This is a genomic window from Flagellimonas beolgyonensis (assembly GCF_003992615.1).
Taxonomy (GTDB): Bacteria; Bacteroidota; Bacteroidia; order Flavobacteriales; family Flavobacteriaceae; genus Flagellimonas; species Flagellimonas beolgyonensis.
Window position 1 is genome coordinate 302 of the sequence record NZ_RZMY01000014.1, and the last position, 19,756, is coordinate 20,057.

General features: G+C 44.3%; 20 protein-coding genes. 10 read left to right on the forward strand and 10 right to left on the reverse strand.

Annotation, left to right across the window (positions count from 1 at the left end; translation table 11 throughout):
• The first annotated feature begins 309 nt into the window (after positions 1–309).
• Positions 310–1,383, forward strand: a complete 1,074-nt coding sequence (locus EO131_RS09955) for a PA0069 family radical SAM protein (RefSeq protein WP_127021430.1) — start codon at positions 310–312, stop codon at positions 1,381–1,383.
• A 116-nt stretch (positions 1,384–1,499) separates the two neighbouring features.
• Here the strand turns inward: EO131_RS09955 and EO131_RS09960 are convergent, their stop codons facing one another.
• Positions 1,500–2,924 (reverse strand): Gfo/Idh/MocA family protein, encoded by a 1,425-nt coding sequence (locus tag EO131_RS09960; protein WP_127021432.1) that lies wholly within the window; start codon positions 2,922–2,924, stop codon positions 1,500–1,502.
• A gap of 230 nt (positions 2,925–3,154) precedes the next feature.
• Here EO131_RS09960 and EO131_RS09965 point away from each other — a divergent pair, with 230 nt between their 5' ends.
• Complete coding sequence (locus EO131_RS09965) at positions 3,155–4,600, forward strand: glycosyltransferase family 2 protein (protein WP_241243825.1); 1,446 nt, start codon at positions 3,155–3,157, stop codon at positions 4,598–4,600.
• Between the two features lie 2 nt (positions 4,601–4,602).
• Here EO131_RS09965 and EO131_RS09970 read toward each other — a convergent pair whose 3' ends face one another.
• The 3 genes from EO131_RS09970 to EO131_RS09980 form a co-directional block, all read right to left on the reverse strand.
• Complete coding sequence (locus tag EO131_RS09970; RefSeq protein WP_127021434.1) at positions 4,603–5,277, reverse strand: HD domain-containing protein; 675 nt, start codon at positions 5,275–5,277, stop codon at positions 4,603–4,605.
• Positions 5,274–6,011, reverse strand: a complete 738-nt coding sequence (locus tag EO131_RS09975; RefSeq protein WP_127021436.1) for a lysophospholipid acyltransferase family protein — start codon at positions 6,009–6,011, stop codon at positions 5,274–5,276. The genes EO131_RS09970 and EO131_RS09975 overlap by 4 nt, the downstream gene beginning before the upstream one ends.
• A 79-nt stretch (positions 6,012–6,090) precedes the next feature.
• On the reverse strand, positions 6,091–6,501 hold the full coding sequence (locus tag EO131_RS09980; protein WP_127021438.1) for a BrxA/BrxB family bacilliredoxin: 411 nt from the start codon (positions 6,499–6,501) through the stop codon (positions 6,091–6,093).
• Between the two features lie 121 nt (positions 6,502–6,622).
• On the opposite strand from EO131_RS09980, the gene EO131_RS09985 reads away from it, so the two are divergent.
• From EO131_RS09985 to EO131_RS10000, 4 genes are all read left to right on the forward strand, one after another.
• The gene (locus EO131_RS09985) at positions 6,623–7,360 is read left to right on the forward strand and encodes a TerB family tellurite resistance protein (RefSeq protein ID WP_127021440.1); all 738 of its coding nucleotides are present in this window, start codon (positions 6,623–6,625) and stop codon (positions 7,358–7,360) included.
• 9 nt (positions 7,361–7,369) lie between these two features.
• Positions 7,370–7,954, forward strand: a complete 585-nt coding sequence (locus EO131_RS09990; RefSeq protein ID WP_127021441.1) for a HupE/UreJ family protein — start codon at positions 7,370–7,372, stop codon at positions 7,952–7,954.
• Between the two features lie 86 nt (positions 7,955–8,040).
• Positions 8,041–8,478, forward strand: coding sequence for a deoxycytidylate deaminase (locus tag EO131_RS09995; protein WP_127021443.1), 438 nt, complete (start codon positions 8,041–8,043; stop codon positions 8,476–8,478).
• Positions 8,479–8,493: 15 nt separating this feature from the next.
• The gene (locus EO131_RS10000) at positions 8,494–10,122 is read left to right on the forward strand and encodes a S41 family peptidase (RefSeq protein ID WP_127021445.1); all 1,629 of its coding nucleotides are present in this window, start codon (positions 8,494–8,496) and stop codon (positions 10,120–10,122) included.
• Here EO131_RS10000 and EO131_RS10005 read toward each other — a convergent pair whose 3' ends face one another.
• Positions 10,123–10,323: a hypothetical protein gene (locus EO131_RS10005; RefSeq protein WP_127021447.1), complete on the reverse strand. Its 201-nt coding sequence runs from the start codon at positions 10,321–10,323 to the stop codon at positions 10,123–10,125.
• Positions 10,324–10,332: 9 nt separating this feature from the next.
• Entirely contained in the window at positions 10,333–10,917 is a 585-nt protein-coding gene (locus EO131_RS10010) for a MarC family protein (protein WP_127021449.1), read from the reverse strand.
• Between the two features lie 121 nt (positions 10,918–11,038).
• Here EO131_RS10010 and EO131_RS10015 point away from each other — a divergent pair, with 121 nt between their 5' ends.
• The gene (locus EO131_RS10015) at positions 11,039–11,611 is read left to right on the forward strand and encodes a DUF3109 family protein (RefSeq protein ID WP_127021451.1); all 573 of its coding nucleotides are present in this window, start codon (positions 11,039–11,041) and stop codon (positions 11,609–11,611) included.
• Here EO131_RS10015 and EO131_RS10020 read toward each other — a convergent pair.
• Positions 11,601–13,568, reverse strand: a complete 1,968-nt coding sequence (locus EO131_RS10020) for a tetratricopeptide repeat-containing sensor histidine kinase (RefSeq protein ID WP_127021453.1) — start codon at positions 13,566–13,568, stop codon at positions 11,601–11,603. The genes EO131_RS10015 and EO131_RS10020 overlap by 11 nt on opposite strands.
• 14 nt (positions 13,569–13,582) lie before the next feature.
• Complete coding sequence (locus EO131_RS10025; protein ID WP_127021455.1) at positions 13,583–14,317, reverse strand: LytR/AlgR family response regulator transcription factor; 735 nt, start codon at positions 14,315–14,317, stop codon at positions 13,583–13,585.
• Positions 14,318–14,896: 579 nt separating this feature from the next.
• On the opposite strand from EO131_RS10025, the gene EO131_RS10030 reads away from it, so the two are divergent.
• The 3 genes from EO131_RS10030 (at position 14,897) to EO131_RS10040 (ending at position 18,797) form a co-directional block, all read left to right on the forward strand.
• Positions 14,897–15,106, forward strand: a complete 210-nt coding sequence (locus tag EO131_RS10030) for a hypothetical protein (protein ID WP_127021457.1) — start codon at positions 14,897–14,899, stop codon at positions 15,104–15,106.
• A gap of 117 nt (positions 15,107–15,223) precedes the next feature.
• The gene (locus EO131_RS10035; protein ID WP_127021459.1) at positions 15,224–16,210 is read left to right on the forward strand and encodes a ribonucleotide-diphosphate reductase subunit beta; all 987 of its coding nucleotides are present in this window, start codon (positions 15,224–15,226) and stop codon (positions 16,208–16,210) included.
• A 118-nt stretch (positions 16,211–16,328) separates the two neighbouring features.
• Positions 16,329–18,797, forward strand: coding sequence for a ribonucleoside-diphosphate reductase subunit alpha (locus EO131_RS10040; RefSeq protein ID WP_127021461.1), 2,469 nt, complete (start codon positions 16,329–16,331; stop codon positions 18,795–18,797).
• A 153-nt stretch (positions 18,798–18,950) separates the two neighbouring features.
• Here EO131_RS10040 and EO131_RS10045 read toward each other — a convergent pair whose 3' ends face one another.
• Positions 18,951–19,604 carry a gluconate 2-dehydrogenase subunit 3 family protein gene (locus EO131_RS10045; RefSeq protein ID WP_127018971.1) on the reverse strand — a complete coding sequence of 218 codons (654 nt, stop codon included), beginning with the start codon at positions 19,602–19,604 and terminating at the stop codon, positions 18,951–18,953.
• Positions 19,604–19,756: GMC oxidoreductase (locus EO131_RS10050; RefSeq protein ID WP_164731602.1), on the reverse strand; the 153-nt coding region annotated here is incomplete at its 5' end. The genes EO131_RS10050 and EO131_RS10045, both read right to left, overlap by 1 nt.

Consider the following 19,756-nt stretch of genomic DNA (forward strand, 5'->3'; position numbering starts at 1 on the left):
TTTGTTTATTGTCCATTGTTAATTGGACATTGTCCCTTGCCCCTTCACCTTTTAGCTTTTAGCGAAAGAACAGATTTCTCACACTCGTTTCACTCGGTTCGAAATGACATAAAAGGCATACATTGTCATTCCGCGGGGATGCTGAGCACCTGCCTGCCGGATGGTCAGGAAGTCGAAGCAAGATGCGGAAGCCATTACCTTGTGAGATTCTTCACTTTGTTCAGAATGACACCAGATTGTTCATTGTTTACTGATTATTGTATATTAATCATTGGATAAAATCCATATATTGGGAAATAATCCAATGCAATGTCAACTGAACAATTTACCAAAGGACGGGGTGCACAGCAAAATCCACACAATCGTTTTTCCAAGCAGGTGTATGAAATGCGAGAGGATTTTCTCGAATTTTTTCGATTGGAGGGGGAAGAACCGGAGGGCAATCAAACCCAATATATTCCCATTTTTCCCAAAAGCATTGTTAATAAGGTTGACAGTCCCGATGTGGGCATGTCCTATTCACTAAATCCATACCAAGGATGCGAACACGGGTGTGTGTACTGCTATGCCCGTAACACCCACGAATATTGGGGTTACAGTGCTGGACAGGATTTTGAACGAAGTATTTTGGTAAAACAAGCAGCACCCGAGTTGTTGGAGGCCAAGATCAGAAATAAGAAATGGAAAGCAGCCACCATTGTGCTGTCGGGCAATACGGACTGTTACCAACCCGCTGAACAGAAATTTAAGATTACCCGAAAATGCTTGGAGCTATTTTTAAAATACCGCCATCCGGTGGGCATCATCACTAAAAATGCCTTGGTACTGCGAGATTTGGATATCTTGAAAGAACTGAATGAGCATGGGTTGGTCGGTGTCCATGTTTCGGTGACCTCCTTGTCGGAAAAAACAAGACGAATATTGGAACCCCGCACCACCACCATTAAAAAAAGATTACAAACAATCAAGACCCTTTCTGAAAACAACATTCCGGTGAATGCCATGCTGGCCCCTATTATTCCCGGTATCAACAGCCATGAGTTGTTGCCCTTGGCCAAAGCCGTGGCCGACCATGGTGCCCGTTCCTTTGGATTGACCGTGGTGCGACTCAATGGGGCCATCGGTCAAATTTTTACCGATTGGATTCACAAAACCATGCCCGACAGAGCAGAAAAGGTACTGCACCAAATACAGGAGTGCCATGGGGGCAGTTTAAACGACAGCCGATTCGGATTGCGAACCAAAGGGGAGGGAAAACTCGCGGAACAGATTCACAGTATGGCCCAGTTGGCCAAACAACGGTATTTTAAAGATCGGGTGTTCCCCAAATTGAATACCGAATTGCACCAACACTACAAGGATGGACAATTAAAATTGTTTTGAACACAATCAATATTGTCAGGTGGAGCGCAGTCGAAACCTTTCGGTCCATGAACTTCATTTTGTTCTCGACTCCGCTCGAACTGACAATTATTTAAATCCTATTTTAGGAAAATGGGTTATTTAACTTCCCAACCTTCACGGTATTCGCGGGTAACCCATTCGTTGGCCTTGTCGTAGTTGGTGATCTTCATGTTGTCCCCATCCCACATCAGTTTTCGGCGACCTGGGGAATCATAAGGGTCCCAATCGGTTGGTGTTTTTCCGGGTTTCAATTCCTTGTATTGGTAGGCTTTAACAGCCAAGTTCCCCATCAACACTGTCTCGGTCAAGCGACCGGCCTTTTCAAAATTGGAAGAGGTTGGTGTACCGTTTTGGCAACCATCCACAAAATTGGCAATATGGCCTCCCATACTTCCTTCAACTCTGGGGTATTTGGGTTCTGGTGATTTGTACAGATCCATCATTTCCGATGGTAATAGTCTGGCGTTTCTTGAATACGTATCGCAGATCAATGTGCCCTTATCCCCATAGATTATGGTTCCACCACCGGTATCGCCAATGGTTTCCCCGTCCTTCAATTCGTCGGGCAGATCGGGTTTTATACCACCATCGTACCAGTTAAGGGCAATATCCCCATGGTGTTCATGTTCAAATTTCAAGTGAATTTTGGAAGATGGAGGGCAGGAGTGGCTGTAATCGGCCTCCACAAAATCACCGACCCAAACAGTGGTGCAGCTTGCTTCTGCTTCTATAGGATATCCTAGATCCAATACGCTGAAGGGAGTCTCCATAATATGGCATCCCATGTCGCCCAAGGCTCCGGTTCCAAAATCCCAGAAACCTCTCCATTTAAACGGAAGGTAGGCATCATTGTAATCGCGCATGGCAGCCGGACCCAACCATAGGTCCCAGTCCAACCCTTTTGGAATACGGTCTTTTTTGGTGGGCATGGGTACCCCTTGTGGCCACACTGGGCGATTGGTCCAACAGTCGATGGTGTGTACTTTGCCAATAATACCGGACTCCACCCATTCACGGGCGATACGGCTATCATCACTGGATGCGCCTTGGTTGCCCATTTGGGTAACGATTCCATTTTCCTTGGCCACTTTGGTCATCAAACGGGCCTCATAAATATTATGGGTGAGCGGTTTTTCCACATAGGCATGTTTTTTTTCCCGCATAAAGGGAAGTGCAATAGTGGCATGCGTGTGATCGGGGGTAGCCACCATAATGGCATCGATATCGCCCAATTGCGCATCATATACTTTTCTAAAGTCCTTATAGCGTTTTACGTCCGGGAACATTTCATAGGTTTCCTTGGCCCTGCGGTCATCCACATCACAAAAGGAAACAAATTTAACTCGGCCGGTTTCGTTCAAGCCACGGATAACACTGTTGCCCCGGCCCCCGACACCAAAAGCACCGACGTATAGGGTGTCACTGGGTGGAACATGGGTTTTGCCCAGCACAAAACTTGGAACAATGGAAAACGCAGCCGAGGCAGCGGCTGTATTCTTAAGGAACTTTCTTCTTTGCATTTTGTTTAGTTTGATTATGTCCCCACAAGATACAAAAATCAGGAGCTAATTAAAGGAGGAAACCCTGAATCATCCAAATGGTATTCAATAGTTGGATTTGTAACATTTTGTAATCTTAACGTATGCATTACGATGCTTTTTGTATTTCTAGTTAAATAATTTTTAAAAAGCATCTAAAACTGATTCTGTTACGTAAATCCCACCAAACGTTTATTATCCAATCTTATAAAATGGGGCAAACCACAATGGATGAAATGAAAAATTCATCGAACCAGAAAATTGAAATTACCAACCGGATTAAGGCAAAATCCAACATAAAACATCGAATCCAAAACTTTTTCGAGACCGCCGATGCATGGGGCGTTTTTGTAATGGGAAGCACTTTTGTGCTGCTTTTGGGGGCATTGTATCTTGTTTATGTGCTTCAAAGCGATTTTGAAATGTACAATTTGGAACGAATGGGCTCCAAATTGGGTATTTCCATTTTAGTAGTCACGGGTTTGTTGTTCCTGTTCAGGGTCGGATTTTTTCTCTATACGGTATTTCGCTACTTCAAATACAAGGCCGTTGGTTCTGTCAGTGATGAAGAATTGCCAAGTTGCACAGTAATTGTTCCCGCCTATAATGAAGGTAAGCAGGTTTATGCAACGTTGATGAGTTTGGCCAGCAGCAATTTTCCAAAGGAAAAATTGCAGATACTCGCCGTGGATGATGGCAGTAAGGATGATACCTGGTATTGGATTCAACAAGCCAAGATCGAATTAGGGGACGCCTTGGCCATTTACAAGCAGCCCAAAAACATGGGTAAACGCCATGCGCTTTATTTGGGGTTCAATGAAGGTTCGGGAGAAATTTTTGTGACAGTGGACAGTGATTCCATAGTGGCCGAGGATACCTTGCGAAACTTGGTTAGTCCGTTTGTCACAAATTCAAATTGTGGTGCAGTGGCCGGAAACATTCGCGTTCTGAACAACGAAAAGGCCCTGTTGCCCAAAATGTTGGATGTAAGCTTTGTGCTGAGCTTTGAATTTGTGCGTTCTGCTGAAAGCACGCTCAACTCGGTACTTTGTACCCCAGGTGCTTTAGCGGCATATCGTAGTAAGGCCGTACATGCTTGTCTGGAAAATTGGATCAACCAAACCTTTATGGGAAAGCCATCGGATATCGGTGAGGATAGGGCCATGACTAACATGATCCTTAAACAGGGTTACCACGTGTTGTTTCAAAGAAATGCCTATTGCTATACCAACGTGCCCGAAAAATACCGTGGCCTGTACAAGATGTTCATTCGATGGGGACGCAGCAATGTGCGCGAGAACATTGAAATGTCCAAGTACGTATTCCGTAATTTTAGAAAGGGACCCAAGTTTGGTGCGAGATTGTTGTTTGTGAGTCAGTTTTTGCGGATCATCATGAGTTATCCCTTGTTGTTGTTCATGCTGTTCTTTGTATTGTCGCATCCTTTGTTGTTCTTGAGTTCAACATTGGCGAGTATATTGATCGTCACTACTTTTCCGGTGCTATTCTACGCCAAACGTTACGAACTATCCGAATCGTTTTGGGCGTACTCCTATAGCATTCTTTATACTTTCGGATTGTTTTGGATCACACCCTACGCCATAGCCACGGCCAATAAAAGAGGGTGGTTAACTAGGGAACTTTCTGTTAAAAAATAGATTTATGGGGTGTCCTTGGGTTGATGCCCCCACTCTTTATAAAACTGCTCAAGAAAGGCCAGCATAAAGTCATGTCTTTCTTGGGCTATTTTTTTCCCCGCTGCTGTATTCATACCGTCTTTTAGTAACAACAATTTTTCGTAAAAATGGTTGATGGTCGGCGCGTTGGATTTTTTGTATTCCTCCTTGGTCATATTGAGGTTGGGCGGAATCGCCGGATCGAACAAGGCCCTATTTTTGAATCCTCCATAGTTGAATGCCCGGGCAATACCAATGGCTCCCATGGCATCCAATCGGTCAGCGTCCTGAACGATTTCGAGCTCCAGAGACGAAAAACGCTCACCGGAATTGTCCAGACTGTTTTTGTAAGACATGTGCTGGATGATATTCACAATATGTTCGATCAAATGCGCCTCAAGAAGTTGGGAAGTGAGAAACTCCCGCGCCACTTTGGGGCCAATGGATTCATCCCCATCATGGAATTTTGGATCGGCGATATCGTGTAAAAGAGCTACTAATTGTACTACCAAAGCATCAGCCTTGCTTTCAAATTGTATTAAGTGAAGGGCATTCTTGTAAACCCTTTCAATATGGAACCAATCATGACCCCCTTCGGCATTTTTCAGGGATTCCTTTACAAAATCAATGGTATTCTGTACCAATAGGTCTTTTTTCATGCGCTGATTTGGATTCCTGAAACCACTTGTTTTTCAACCGCTTTGATGGTGGAATCCAAGTCTGCCGAAATTTCCATGGGTGGATGCACCTCAAATTTGACATGTGACCCCAGTCCCATTGGAAATTTGCCATAACGCAATAATTTCCAGGAATTGTTTATACTGATGGGTATAATCAAAGCGGAGGGTGCATTCTTCATCAACACTTTTAGTCCGGTTGTCCTGAAGGGTTTGGGTTCCCCTGTTCGACTGCGGGTTCCTTCCGGAAAAATCACAGCACTACGGTTATGGGCTTCGATATAATTTCCAAGTTTTTCCAATTGGGCAATGGACTGCTTCGGATCCTTTCGGTTGATCAATACCGAGCCACCATGTCTTAAATTATAGGACACACTAGGTATGCCCTTGCCTAATTCGATCTTGCTCACAAATTTGGGATGGTACTTTCTCATGTGCCAAATGATTGGGGGAATGTCGTACATGCTTTGATGGTTGGTCACGATGATCAACGGTCGGTCGGTCGGAATGTTTTGATCGTTTTGGAAAGTGTATCGGGTTCCCAAAATGCGGGTACAGCCCATTAGGCACCAATTTAAGATCGAAACACTGCGCTTGTGGGCATTATAACCAAACAAGTTCAAACAAATCCATTGGATTGGGTGAAAAATGACCAATGCCAGTCCAAAAAAGATAAAAAATAGGATAGTTAAAGGGTATGAGAGCAATTTGGCCACTAGATTCAGTTTGAGTTCGGTGTAAAAATAAAAAAACCACCCTTATAGGTGGTTGTTCTTTGATATGTTGGAAACCAAATTAACAAAACTCGTTATAGGCTTCCATCAAATTTTCAGCGATCAGTTCGGCTGGCCTACCTTCAATATGATGTCTTTCGATCATGTGCACCAATTCCCCGTCTTTAAATAGCGCCATACTTGGCGAAGAAGGAGGAAAGGGGACCATATGGTTTCTTGCGGTGGCCACGGCTTCCATGTCCACTCCGGCGAAAACCGTTACCAAATGATCGGGTGTTTTACTGTTTTGAAGGCTCAATTTGGCAGCAGGCCTTGCATTGGCCGCAGCGCAACCACAAACTGAATTCACCACCACAAGGGTAGTGCCTGGTTCTTTAAGTGCATTTTCTACGGCATCACTTGTATGTAGTTCCTCAAACCCGGCATTGGCCAAGTCTGCTCGCATAGGTTTTACCAATTCTTCAGGATACATAGGCTTTTTTTTAATTTGATGTCAAAGATACGGCATTGTTCGGTTTTTTCATCGTCCTTAACATTGCTTAAAGTATGGTTTACTGGTCAAAGCACTATATTTGGGCTTTAAAATTTATGGGATGATCAAATGGGTGGCCGCTGTTGTGGGCTATTTTATTCTTCGCTTTCCCGGCGCCATACTGGGATTTCTTTTGGGCAGCCTTTTGGAAAACATGGGCGGCTCTGAAAGTGGTGCCAAATCGGTTTTTAAAAGTACGGGTCAACAAAATGTCTCTCCGCGCGATTTTGAATTGAACCTGCTTTCCCTTTGTTCCATTATCATCAAGGCCGATGGACAGGTAAATCCACAGGAGTTGGAATATGTGCGACAGTATTTTTTGAGCACCTACGGAAAGGAGAGGGCCAATGCCATTTTCAGGACCTTTAACGAAGTGATCAAGAAAAGGGAAATTTCGGCCCAGCGCATATGTGCCTACATGGAACAACGGACCCGGTACGAGGTACGTTTGCAACTCCTCCATTTTTTGTTTGGCATTGCACAAGCTGATGGACAATTGAGCCCATCGGAAGTGGCTAAATTACGTGAGATTGCAGGCTATCTTCGTGTAGGAAGAAACGATTTTGAAAGTATTATGGCCATGTTCGTCAGGTCTGCGGACAATGCCTACAAAATCCTGGAAATCGAAAAAACGGCCACGGACGAAGAGGTGAAAAAAGCCTATCGCACCATGGCCAAAAAATACCATCCCGATCGGGTGGTCACGGAAAACGAGGCCATTCGAAAAGGGGCCGAGGAAAAGTTCAAGGAGGTACAAAAAGCGTACGAAACCATTCAAAAAGAGCGAGGAATCTCATAATTGGAAAGCATGGAAGAATTTATGTTTTATGTGAAAATGGGTTTGGATCATGTGCTGGATTTCAGTGCATACGATCATATTCTGTTCCTATCGGCCCTAGCAGTGCCCTTTACCTTCAAAAATTGGAAGCATGTGGTGATATTGGCCACCATTTTTACCGTGGCGCACTGTACTTCGTTGGCATTGTCCGTTTATGAGGTGGTAACCGTGGATGTTGGCCTCATAGAATTCTTGATTCCTGTAACCATTTTCATCACGGCCCTTTTCAATTTTACCTATGTGTTCAAGGAAGGGGTGAACTTTGGAGAACTGTTGCATTATATCGCTACCGGTTTTTTTGGTTTGATCCATGGTTTTGGGTTTTCAAACTATTTCAAAATGTTGATGGCGGAGGAAGAAGATAAGATCACCCCGCTTTTGGGGTTTGCCACCGGGATTGAGTTATCCCAGGTCACCATAATTTTGATGGTTTTGGCACTGGCATTTCTCTCTGTGGACCTGTTGAAGTTAAAAAGGACCCTATTTATCGCAATTGCCTCCATTTTGATCATAGCCATCACAATACCCTTGCTTATTGCAACGTTTCCCCAATAGGACCTTCGTTAAATTTAATCGAATAAGGTTGTAAGGGTCTTCCAAAGCAGGTATATTTATTTCATTATCAGCTTATTTTTGACTGAATGAAGGAGAGCAAACAAGAAAAATACGACAAGGCCTATTTACGGATGGCCCAGGAATGGAGCAAACTTTCCTACTGCAAAAGAAGGCAAGTGGGTGCCATTATCGTAAAGGATCGCATGATCATTTCCGATGGGTACAACGGAACCCCCACCGGTTTTGAGAACTTTTGTGAGGACGAGGAGGGTTACACCAAGTGGTACGTACTTCATGCCGAGGCCAATGCCATATTAAAAGTGGCCGCCTCAACACAGTCTTGCGAAGGGGCCACCTTGTACATTACGTTGTCACCATGCAGGGAATGCAGTAAGTTGATTCATCAATCTGGCATAAAACGTGTGGTGTATAAAACAGCCTACAAGGACGACTCAGGATTAAAATTTTTGGAACGCGCCGGCGTAGAGGTCGTTCATCTTCCGGTTTTGGAAGAAATGGTGTAAAACCATAATTGCTATATGAAAAAGATCAAAGGATATATTTGGCCCACTTTACTTGCCCTGGCGGTTGCCATTGGTATTTTTATTGGGGGCAAACTACACTTCAACGACTCACCCGAACGATTGTTTTCCACCAATTCCAAAAAGGATAAACTCAACCGGTTGATCGATTATATCGATTATGAATATGTGGATGAGGTGGATACCGATAGCATTGTCGATGTTACAGTGAACAACATATTGGGCAAATTGGATCCCCACTCTGTGTACATTCCCAAAAGCGAAATGGAAGAAGTTTCCGAGAACATGAAGGGTGATTTTGCGGGAATCGGAGTAAGCTTTTATATGTACCGGGACACGATTACGGTAATCCGGACCATAAAAAATGGCCCGAGTTATATCAGTGGTATAAAGCCTGGCGATCGCATATTGATGGCTGATAAGGACACCCTTTTTGGGAAAAGGATTCCGAATGACGATATCGTTTCAACGTTAAAGGGTAAAATAGGCACGAAAGTGAATCTTAAGGTGTTCCGCAAATCGGAAAACAAGACGCTGGATATGGCCGTAACCCGGGATCGGGTGCCCATTCGCAGTGTGGATGCCTATTACATGCTTTCCAACGATATGGGCTACATTAAGATCAATCGGTTTGCCGAATCCACCTATGCCGAATTTAAGGATGCCCTCAAAAAACTGAAGTTAAGAGGTGCCGAGAAGTTGGTTTTGGACCTTCGCGATAATCCTGGAGGGTATTTGGGCATTGCTGAAAAAATGGCCGATGAGTTCCTGTCCGATGGTAAGCTTATCCTTTTCACCAAAAATAAGAAGGGTAGGATCAACAAAGCCTATGCCACCAAAAAGGGCGATTTTGAGGAAAAACCGGTTTATGTGTTGATCAATGAACGCTCCGCATCCGCCAGTGAAATTATTGCGGGAGCCCTTCAAGACAATGATATAGGGACCATTGTGGGCCGTCGTTCCTTCGGGAAGGGATTGGTGCAGCGGGAAATGGAATTGGGAGACGGCTCTGCCGTTAGACTTACCGTAAGTCGCTATTATACTCCTACCGGTCGTTCCATTCAAAAATCCTATAAAAATGGCAACCACGATTACTATAGAAAGTTCATGGACCGCTATACCAACGGAGAATTGACTTCAGCTGACAGTATTAAAGTTGCCGATTCGCTAAAATTCGTCACCCCTGGCGGGAAAGTGGTATATGGTGGTGGCGGAATCATTCCAGATGTGTTCGTTCCCATTGGCAGCAATCAGGAAGAGGCGATCGAAAGCATGGACGATACCTATCAGTTCTTTTCACGATTTATTTTTGAGCATTTGGAAGAGGACCGAACCCGGTATGATGGGTACGACCAATATGAATTTTTAGAGGAATTCCATGTGGATGATATCCTGTTCGATCAGTTTATCCAATTTGTGTTGGACCGAAAGGTGAAATTGGATTTCTATGCTTATGAGGATAAGATCAAGGCCTATTTGAAGGCCAATATCGCCGAACAATTGTATTCACCGAACCTTTCGGCCCAAATTAAAGGGGATTTTGATGCCATGCTCACCAAGGTCAAAGACTTGGATGCTGCGCAAATTGCACCTTCACAGGTGGGGTCGGTAGATGTAAAGCCCTGATCAGTCCTTCAGCTTTTTTTCTATTTTTTTAGAGGTCATAAAGATCAACAGCAAAACCACGGCACAAAGGGAAGCTACTATTCCGATCAGTGCAATGGTGCTATCTCCCTGCAAAGGATTTTGGAAATCCACCAAGGTCACGTTAAAGGCAATCAAAGCCAACGCCAATAGGATAAGGACAATGCTAAATGTTTTGTTCATAACGGGTTTTTAAATACCGTGTGCAAACAACTGGTTTATATTGGAGGCAAAAAGCTTTACAGCGATGGCCATAAGGATAACACCAAACACTTTTCGGATGATATTAAGTCCGTTTTTACCCAATATCCGTTCAATCTTTGCACTCGATTTTAGAACGATATATACAAAGATAATGTTTAGGATAATGGCAACAATAATGTTCTCCACATGATATTCCGCACGCAACGAAAGCAGCGAGGTCATGGTACCCGCTCCGGCGATCAAAGGGAAGGCAATGGGCACAATGGAGGCGGTCTCCGGCTCATCGTCCCGATACAAGGTGATGCCCAATATCATTTCAATGGCCAAAAAGAAGATGATAAAGGCACCGGCCACTGCAAAGGAGTTGACATCGATACCGATCAGCTTTAGGATTTTTTCACCGACGAACAAAAAAGCGACCATAATGCATGCAGCTACCACAGAGGCTTTTTCTGATTGAATGTGCCCAACCTTGTTGCGTAACGAGATTATTATCGGAATACTCCCCAAAATATCGATCACAGCAAAAAGAATCATACCAGCGGTTGCTATTTCCTTGAAATTGAAATTCATTGTGCTTATTTTTTTCGGACTGCAAATGTACGTGTAAAAAACACTTTTGGATGTCAATGTAAAGTTTATAAATCATCAATTTTCGTCATTTGATCTACCTTTGCCGACAAAAGCATTCCGAATGTTCCAGATAGGAAAAACCATTGTGTCCGAAGAAATTTTGGAAAACGATTTTGTATGCAATCTTAATGCCTGCAAAGGGGCCTGCTGTGTGGGAGGGGAATATGGCGCCCCATTGGATGAATCCGAAACCGAAATATTGGTGGAAATCTATACAAAGGTGAAGCCCTTTCTGCGCCCAGAGGGCATCAAGGCCATTGAGGAACAAGGGGCTTTTGTAAAGGGTGAAGATGGTGAATGGGAAACACCGCTGGTAGACAATAGTGAGTGTGCCTACGTGGTTTTTTCATCCGATAGGATTGCCAAATGTGGTTTGGAAGAAGCCTATTTGGCTGGCGCCACCAAATGGAAGAAACCCGTTTCGTGCCATCTATACCCAGTACGAACAAGGGAGTATTCCGAATTTACGGCCGTTAACTACCACAAATGGGAAATCTGTGACCCTGCATGCGCCCTGGGCAAGGAACTGAAGGTGCCGATCTATACCTTCGTTAAGGAAGCCCTGATTCGAAAATTTGGCAAAAAATGGTATGCCGAATTGGAAGAAGTGGCCAAAGGAAATCCTAAATCGTAGGGATGTCCAGAACAACCTTGGTGCCATTGGGTTTTCCGTTGTCATCGTAAAGGTCCACAATGTCCACATCAAAATTGTTTTGATAATCTTTGGCGAAGTTGGCCAAGCGTTCTTTGGTAATGTGGATGCCTACAGATTTGCGCTTGAGCACCCTGTTTTCCTTGTTGGCTTCGGCCATGGTCCGGCCCACGCCATTATCCAAGATTTCGATGGACACATGGCCTTTGTCCTTTCTTTTTACATGGATGTGGATTTTCTTTTCACCTTCCTTGGGCGAAAGACCGTGCCAAAGGGAATTCTCCAAAAAGGGCTGAAGGGTCAAAGAGGGAATCTTTACGTTGTCCACATTGATATCCTCGTCCACTTCAACACGGAAATCAATTTCATTGGAAAAGCGAATGTTCTCGATGTTCATGTAAAGTTCAACCGTTTCCAACTCTTCGGCCAGGGAAATTTCCCGTTGTGAGGAGGCCTCCAAGATCTTTCGCACCAATTTGGAAAACTTGTTGAGGTAATGAACGGCATTTTTCTGCTCGTTATTGATGATGTACAGCTTGATGGAATTGAGCGAATTGAACAAAAAATGGGGGTTCATTTGGCTTCGAAGCATCTTCTGTTCCAAGGTCAAAACCCTTTTTTCGTTCTTGCTCTGGTACTGTCGGTACAGAATGTACAGAATAGAGGATATCAACCCCACGATCAAGGCACTGACCAACAATGTGGTTTCATTTTTCTTGAGTCGAAGCCGTACAATTTCATTTTGCTTGGCCAAAACTGCAATTTGGTTGTTCTTTTTGTCCGTTTCGTAACGTTCGATAATGTCGTTCATGTACCGAAGGTTGGTGGCGCTCGAAATCTGTGCGGCATTTTCATCGGCCTTTTTGTAATACTCATAGGCTTTTTTGAAATCGCCCCTGTCGTATTCCAGTTCGGACAATTTTTGATAGCCGTACAAAATGCTGCTGGGCATATTTCGGTTGATGGCCATGTCCAGGCCTTTGGAGATGAAATCGTGTGCCTGATCAAAATTGCCCAATTTGGTATGGGCCCAACCTGTATTGATAAAAATGGAAGCAGTAATGAAAAAATCACCAATGCGCTGCGATGCCTCCAATAAAGGTTCCAACAACACGAGGGCCGCATAGGGCATATCCTGTTTCAAATAGATTTGCGCCAGACTGTTTTTACAGATAATGGTTCCGTATTCCGAACCGATTTCTTCATTATAGGCCAGGGATTTACGATAGTTTTCGAGGGCCGACTCCAAATCGCCTTTTTCCTCCAAGCAGTTCCCAATGTTTTGATGGTTGATGGCAAGCCCCAATTTATTGCCCAATTCCTCCTCAAGCTTCAAGGCCCTTTCAAATTGAACGATTGCTTGGTCATATTGCTCCAAGGTCTGGTATAGGTTTCCAATACCGTTAAGGGCAACATTGATGCTTCTTTTGATGTGCACCGAAGGATTGTCTACACTTTCTGCCAGTTCCAATGCCCTTTGGTTATAGTCCAATGCAGTCTTTATGGCATCAGTACGCCGATAGACCACCCCTAACATGTTTAAGCTTAATACGCGAAGTTCAGTGTTGTTTGCCTTTTCTGCGGCTGCAAGGGCATCAAGGTGTAAATCGACCGCTTTTTGATATTGCGAGGTATTTCGGTACATGGTTCCCAATTGGTTAAGAGCAAAGGCTTGACCTTCCCAATAATCGTATTCCTTGGCCAAATCGGCGAAGAAACGCAATAAGGTAGTATCACGTTTTTCCTTCGAAAGTTCTTCGTCCAGTGACTCGTAGGTCTTGGGTTGCAGCTGCACCAAGGTTTCCGCTTTATCCTTAAATTCTTCCGGAATATTTTGTCCAAAACCGATTATGGGCAAAAAGAAAAAACAAAACAAAACCAGACGGCTCGATAGGGATCGATGTAGGTTTTCGATTTGTTTGGTTGTGGTATTGGGCACAGGAAGTGGGTATGTTACAGCATATCCAGAAAATCGGATTTTTTTTGCCGAGAAACTGGGATTTTATGATTGGATTCCAAAACCACATAACCGTCGGTCTTCAGGAACTCCTTGATTTTGTTCAGATTGATGATGTAAGAATTGTGAATCCTGAAAAAACTGCTTTGGGGCAACAATGCATTGACCTCCTTCAACTTTTTGGTCAATAAGATCTTTTGGCCATCCTTCAAGAAGATGGTGCTATAATTTCCGTCAGATTCGGCATAAAGAATGTCGTCACTGTTCAAAAACACCAATTTACCATCAGTGTTTATGGTGATCTTTTTGCTGTGCGATTCCGAATTAAAGTTCAACAACATCTTCTCCAAACGCTCAATAGTAAGGTTCTTGGCGTTGAATTTTTTGATCTTGGCAATGGTAAGTTCCAGATCATCCGTATCTATTGGTTTAAGCAAATAATCAATGGCCTCGTTCTTTAGGGCCTGTAGTGCATATTGGTTGTATGCTGTAGTGATAACAACAGGAAAATCCTTGTTTTTCAGGTTTTTAATAAATTGAAACCCATCCATTGCCGGCATCTCAATATCAAGGAAAAGGCAATCTGGTGTATTTCGTTCCAGGTAGTCCAAAGCCTCGTGCGCATCGGTAAACGATGCCACAATATCCACCTCATCGCTCAAATTGGTAAGTTCCCAGCTTAAACTTTGCAGTGCCTTGATCTCATCATCAACAATAACAGCTTCTAACATACTGATTGGATATAGGTTAATTCAAATTTAGGATTATTCTTGATACCGTATTAAAATAATGTGCTAATGGGCGGGTAACGCGTATAACTGGTAAAAAATGGAAAATCAAGGGAAAAACCTACATTTTTCAAGGTTCAGTTTGTAGGGTTGGACCATTTTTTGGCAAGATCTAAAAAATGCCCACACCAACTATACACAAAAAAGAACCGATTATACATAGCGCTGGGGTTGAAAGGGTATTGTTCAATATCTTGGCTCTGTCAAAAATTTAAAGACACACCTAATTCGAATGCAATGAGAAAATGTATTGTTCTTTTCGTGATTTTAGTGGTAGCTCTTGTTTTTGCCGCCATTTCCGAAAGTAAGGAAGCAAAGCTGAAATTGGATTTGGAGAAGGTCGTAGCAAAAAAATGACCTCACTGAAAAGTTCTTAAATTATTGTATTACCAACAAGTTGTACGGCCGAAGCAACCATCTCTTGATTATAGAAACAGCTTGCAACAATATATCTTCGGTTTGGACTTGATTCAAAATTGGATTTAGGTTTCGGGGGAACTACCTAGAACAACTAAGAATCGTTTGGTCGATCTCGGAGAGGCCGTACTGTTTGGTAATATTTGGGCCACGCGCCGGTTCATCATAGAAGACAAGACCGAACAGTATGTACAACAATACTTTTCGGTCTTTTTTTTTGCCATGGCGCCCGTTCCAAAAAGCTATCCACGATCACTTTCCATCCCAAGCCCAGCAACGACTTGGGCCATCGCAGATTTCAACAGTTTCTGTTAAAAACTTTGATCTCGATTTGGCTTTGTGCACTTTACATTTCACGAACAATTTTAAATATTTGTTTGCTCATTTCGAGTAAGCCATCCCTTCCTAACCAGAAACTTTTAAAGATAGATTATGTCCGAAGCAATTGAGCCCATTTTACAGGAAAACAAAGACAGATTCGTAATATTTCCGATTCAGCACCATGATCTTTGGGAGTGGTACAAGAAATGTGAGGCCTGTTTTTGGACCGCAGAGGAAATAGACCTTCATCAGGATCTTACGGATTGGAACAACAAACTGAACGATGATGAGCGCTACTTCATTAAGCACATTCTTGCATTTTTTGCAGCATCGGATGGTATAGTGAATGAAAATCTGGCCGAAAACTTCGTCAATGAGGTGCAATATTCCGAAGCCAAGTTTTTCTATGGTTTTCAAATCATGATGGAAAACATTCATTCGGAGACCTATTCCCTTTTGATCGATACCTATGTTAAGGATGAGAAGGAAAAAAATGTGTTGTTCAAGGCCATTGAAAATTTTCCTGCCATCAAGAAGAAAGCGGATTGGGCATTGCGCTGGATCGAATCCCCCAGTTTTGCCGAGCGTTTAATTGCTTTTGCTGCGGTGGAGGGTATTTTCTTTTCAGGTGCTTTCTGTTCCATTTTTTGGTTGAAAAAGAGAGGGCTTATGCCTGGTCTTACCTTTTCCAACGAGTTGATATCGAGGGATGAAGGCATGCACTGCGATTTTGCCGTACACCTACATAACAAACACTTGATCAACAAGGTGCCCAAAGAACGGATTACCTCCATTATTGTGGATGCCTTGAACATAGAAAGGGAGTTTATTACCGAATCATTGCCCGTTAGTTTGATCGGGATGAATGCCAAATTGATGACCCAATACCTGGAGTTTGTAACCGATAGATTGTTGGTGGAATTGGAATGTGAGAAGGTATACAATGCGACCAATCCATTCGATTTTATGGACATGATATCGCTCCAAGGAAAGACCAATTTCTTTGAAAAACGCGTTTCCGAGTACCAAAAGGCAGGGGTGCTGAACAAGGAAAAGGACACCGATTCGCAAAAAATCAGTTTCGACGCCGATTTTTAAGAACCTTTACCCTAATAGTCCCACGAACTTATTGTACTGGGAATTTGTGGACCTTAATCTAAAATGTTAATTTTTTAACATTTCAAAATAAAACCAACAACTAAAACCGAGAAGCACTATGTATGTTGTAAAAAGAGACGGGAGAAAAGAGCCGATCATGTTCGACAAGATCACGGCCCGAGTACGAAAATTGTGTTATGGACTCAATAGTCTTGTGGATCCTGTTAAAGTGGCCATGCGCGTCATTGAGGGCCTTTATGATGGCGTAACAACATCCGAATTGGATAATTTGGCAGCGGAGATTGCCGCAACCATGACCACAACCCATCCCGATTATGCAAAATTGGCTGCCCGTATCTCGGTTTCCAACCTGCATAAGAATACCAAAAAGTCCTTCTCGGAAACCATGAAGGACCTGTATGAATATGTGAATCCGAGAACCGGTAAAAAAGCACCCCTTTTATCCGATGAGGTTTACAAGGTAGTTGCCGAAAATGCCGAAATATTGGATTCCACCATTATCTACAACAGGGATTTTGGGTACGACTATTTTGGTTTTAAAACGTTGGAGCGATCGTACTTGTTAAAGATCAACGGTAAGATTGCGGAACGCCCACAACACATGCTCATGCGGGTGGCTGTTGGTATTCATTTAAACGATTTGGAGTCGGCCATAGAAACCTATGAGCTGATGTCCAAAAAGTATTTCACCCATGCCACACCGACCTTGTTCAATTCGGGTACACCCAAACCCCAGATGTCATCCTGCTTTTTGTTGGCCATGAAGGACGACAGCATCGATGGAATTTACGATACCTTAAAACAAACAGCCAAGATTTCCCAATCGGCCGGAGGAATCGGATTGTCTATCCACAACATAAGGGCTACGGGATCATACATTGCGGGAACCAATGGTACCTCCAACGGTATTGTGCCCATGCTTCGTGTTTTCAATGATACGGCCCGTTATGTAGACCAAGGTGGCGGTAAAAGAAAAGGAAGTTTTGCCATCTACGTGGAGCCTTGGCATGCTGATATTTTTGATTTCCTGGAGCTTAAAAAGAACCACGGTAAGGAAGAAATGCGGGCTCGCGACCTGTTCTATGCCATGTGGATTCCGGACCTGTTCATGAAAAGGGTGGAAGCCGACGGTCAATGGACCTTGATGTGCCCCAACGAATGCCCCGGACTCTTTAATTCACACAGCGAAGAGTTCGAGGCCTTGTATACCAAATATGAAGCCGAAGGCAAGGGACGCAAGACCATAAAGGCACGTGATCTTTGGGAAAAAATCTTGGAATCCCAAATAGAAACGGGAACACCTTATATGCTGTACAAGGATGCCGCGAACCGTAAGAGCAACCAAAAGAATTTGGGAACCATTCGCTCTTCCAACTTGTGCACCGAGATTATGGAATATACCGCGCCCGATGAGGTTGCCGTATGTAATCTGGCTTCCATTGCCTTGCCCATGTTTGTCAAAAATGGGGAATTCGACCATAAGGAACTGTTCAAAGTAACCAAAAGGGTTACCCGTAACCTGAACAAGGTTATCGACCGCAACTTTTATCCTGTGGAAGAGGCAAGAAACTCGAACATGCGACACAGACCGGTCGGTTTGGGTGTCCAGGGGTTGGCAGATACCTTCATCATGTTGCGACTGCCCTTCACCAGTGATGAGGCCAAAAAATTAAACCAAGAAATATTTGAGACCCTGTATTTTGCTGCTGTTACTGCCTCCATGGAAATGGCCAAAGAAGAGGGGACATATTCTTCCTATGAGGGTTCGCCCATTTCCAAAGGGGAATTTCAACACAATCTTTGGGGCATTAAGGATGAAGAATTGTCCGGCAGATGGGATTGGGCCAAACTGAGAAAAGATGTCTTGAAGAACGGCGTCAGAAACTCGTTATTGGTCGCTCCGATGCCCACAGCGTCCACTTCACAAATTTTAGGGAACAATGAGTGCTTTGAGCCCTATACGTCCAACATTTACACCCGTAGGGTACTTTCTGGCGAATTCATTGTGGTGAACAAGCACCTCTTGGAAGATTTGGTGGCCCTGGGTCTTTGGAACGAGAATTTGAAACAGGAATTGATGCGTGCCAATGGTTCGGTACAACATATTGATGCCATTCCGGCCGAGATCAAAGAACTGTATAAAACAGTTTGGGAACTCAGTATGAAGGACATCATCGATATGAGTAGGCAAAGAGGTTATTTCATCGACCAGAGCCAGTCCTTGAATTTGTTCATGGAAAATGCCAATTTCGCCAAACTCACCTCCATGCATTTTTATGCTTGGAAGAGTGGTCTTAAAACAGGTATGTATTACCTAAGGACCAAAGCTGCGGTGGATGCCATTAAGTTTACATTGGACAACAGCAAGAAAAAAGAAGAACCGGTAACTGTTTCAGTGGAATCGGAGAGTACTGCTGCAACTGCCGAAGGTATTCAGGTGACTGCCACTTCCGTGGGCCCACAGGAGATAGATATTCAGCCCATGTCGCCAGAAGAAATGAAAGAGATGATTGCACGTGCCAAAGAAGGTCAGGCAGATGATGATTGCCTGATGTGCGGATCATAGTTGGTGCTGGTTCCACCAGCACTAGGATAGTGTTTATTGATAAAATGCCTCGGTTTGGTTCACCCCACATTAGAACGTTCCGAGGTATTTTTTTGCCATAAAAAAAGCCTCCCGATCGGGAGGCTCTTTGTTTTATGCTTGGTTGAACTTTTGCTATTCCGACCAGGCCTTTCCACCGGTAAGGGTGTCCAGGTCGCCACAGGCGATGTACTCCCCGGGTATGGGAAGGTAGGCAAGCACCTCCTCGCCCACGTACTCCGAGGACTTGTAGGCCCATGTGGCCAGGTCCCTCAGTTCGTTGGCAAAGGTGAAGCGCGCCACCTCGTCGTCCAGGGTGGCCTCGCCGCCCTCCATGACGGCCTGCATATAGTTCATCACCGCCTCCATGTGCAGCTCCTCCTCCTCATCGGTGCGCTTGCGCAGGTAGGTGGCCAACACCGGCTCGATGTCCCCTGCCTCTATCTCCGAAAGGTTCTCCTTGCCGGAGCCCTCCAGGACCTTGGCGTAGAACCGCTCCATCTTCATCATCACGTAGTCCCGTTGTTCAAGGGGCATCACCTCGTCCAGGTAGGCATCGATGAAGGCGTGCACGTTCACCTCGGTGGCCGAGGGGGTATCGGTCTTGGGAAGGATCACGTCCACGGTGCGGGCCAGGGCCTGGCCCTGTTCCCTGCTCAAAAAGCCGGGGACCCATTCGGCATAGGCCGGCTTGTCCTTGCAGCTCTGCAGCAGGCTTAACAGTGTGGGGGTGGCCACGGCGTAGCCGAAGGCCAATCCCATGTTCTTGAGTGCTGATCTTCTTTCCATTATATGTTTCCTTTTTTGAGTTCCTGTGCCGCGTGGTTTGCGGCCCTTGCGGTAAATGCCATATAGGTGAGCGATGGGTTCACGCAGCTGGCCGAGGTCATGAAGGCCCCGTCGGTCACGTAGACGTTCTTGCAGGCGTGCACCTGGTTGTA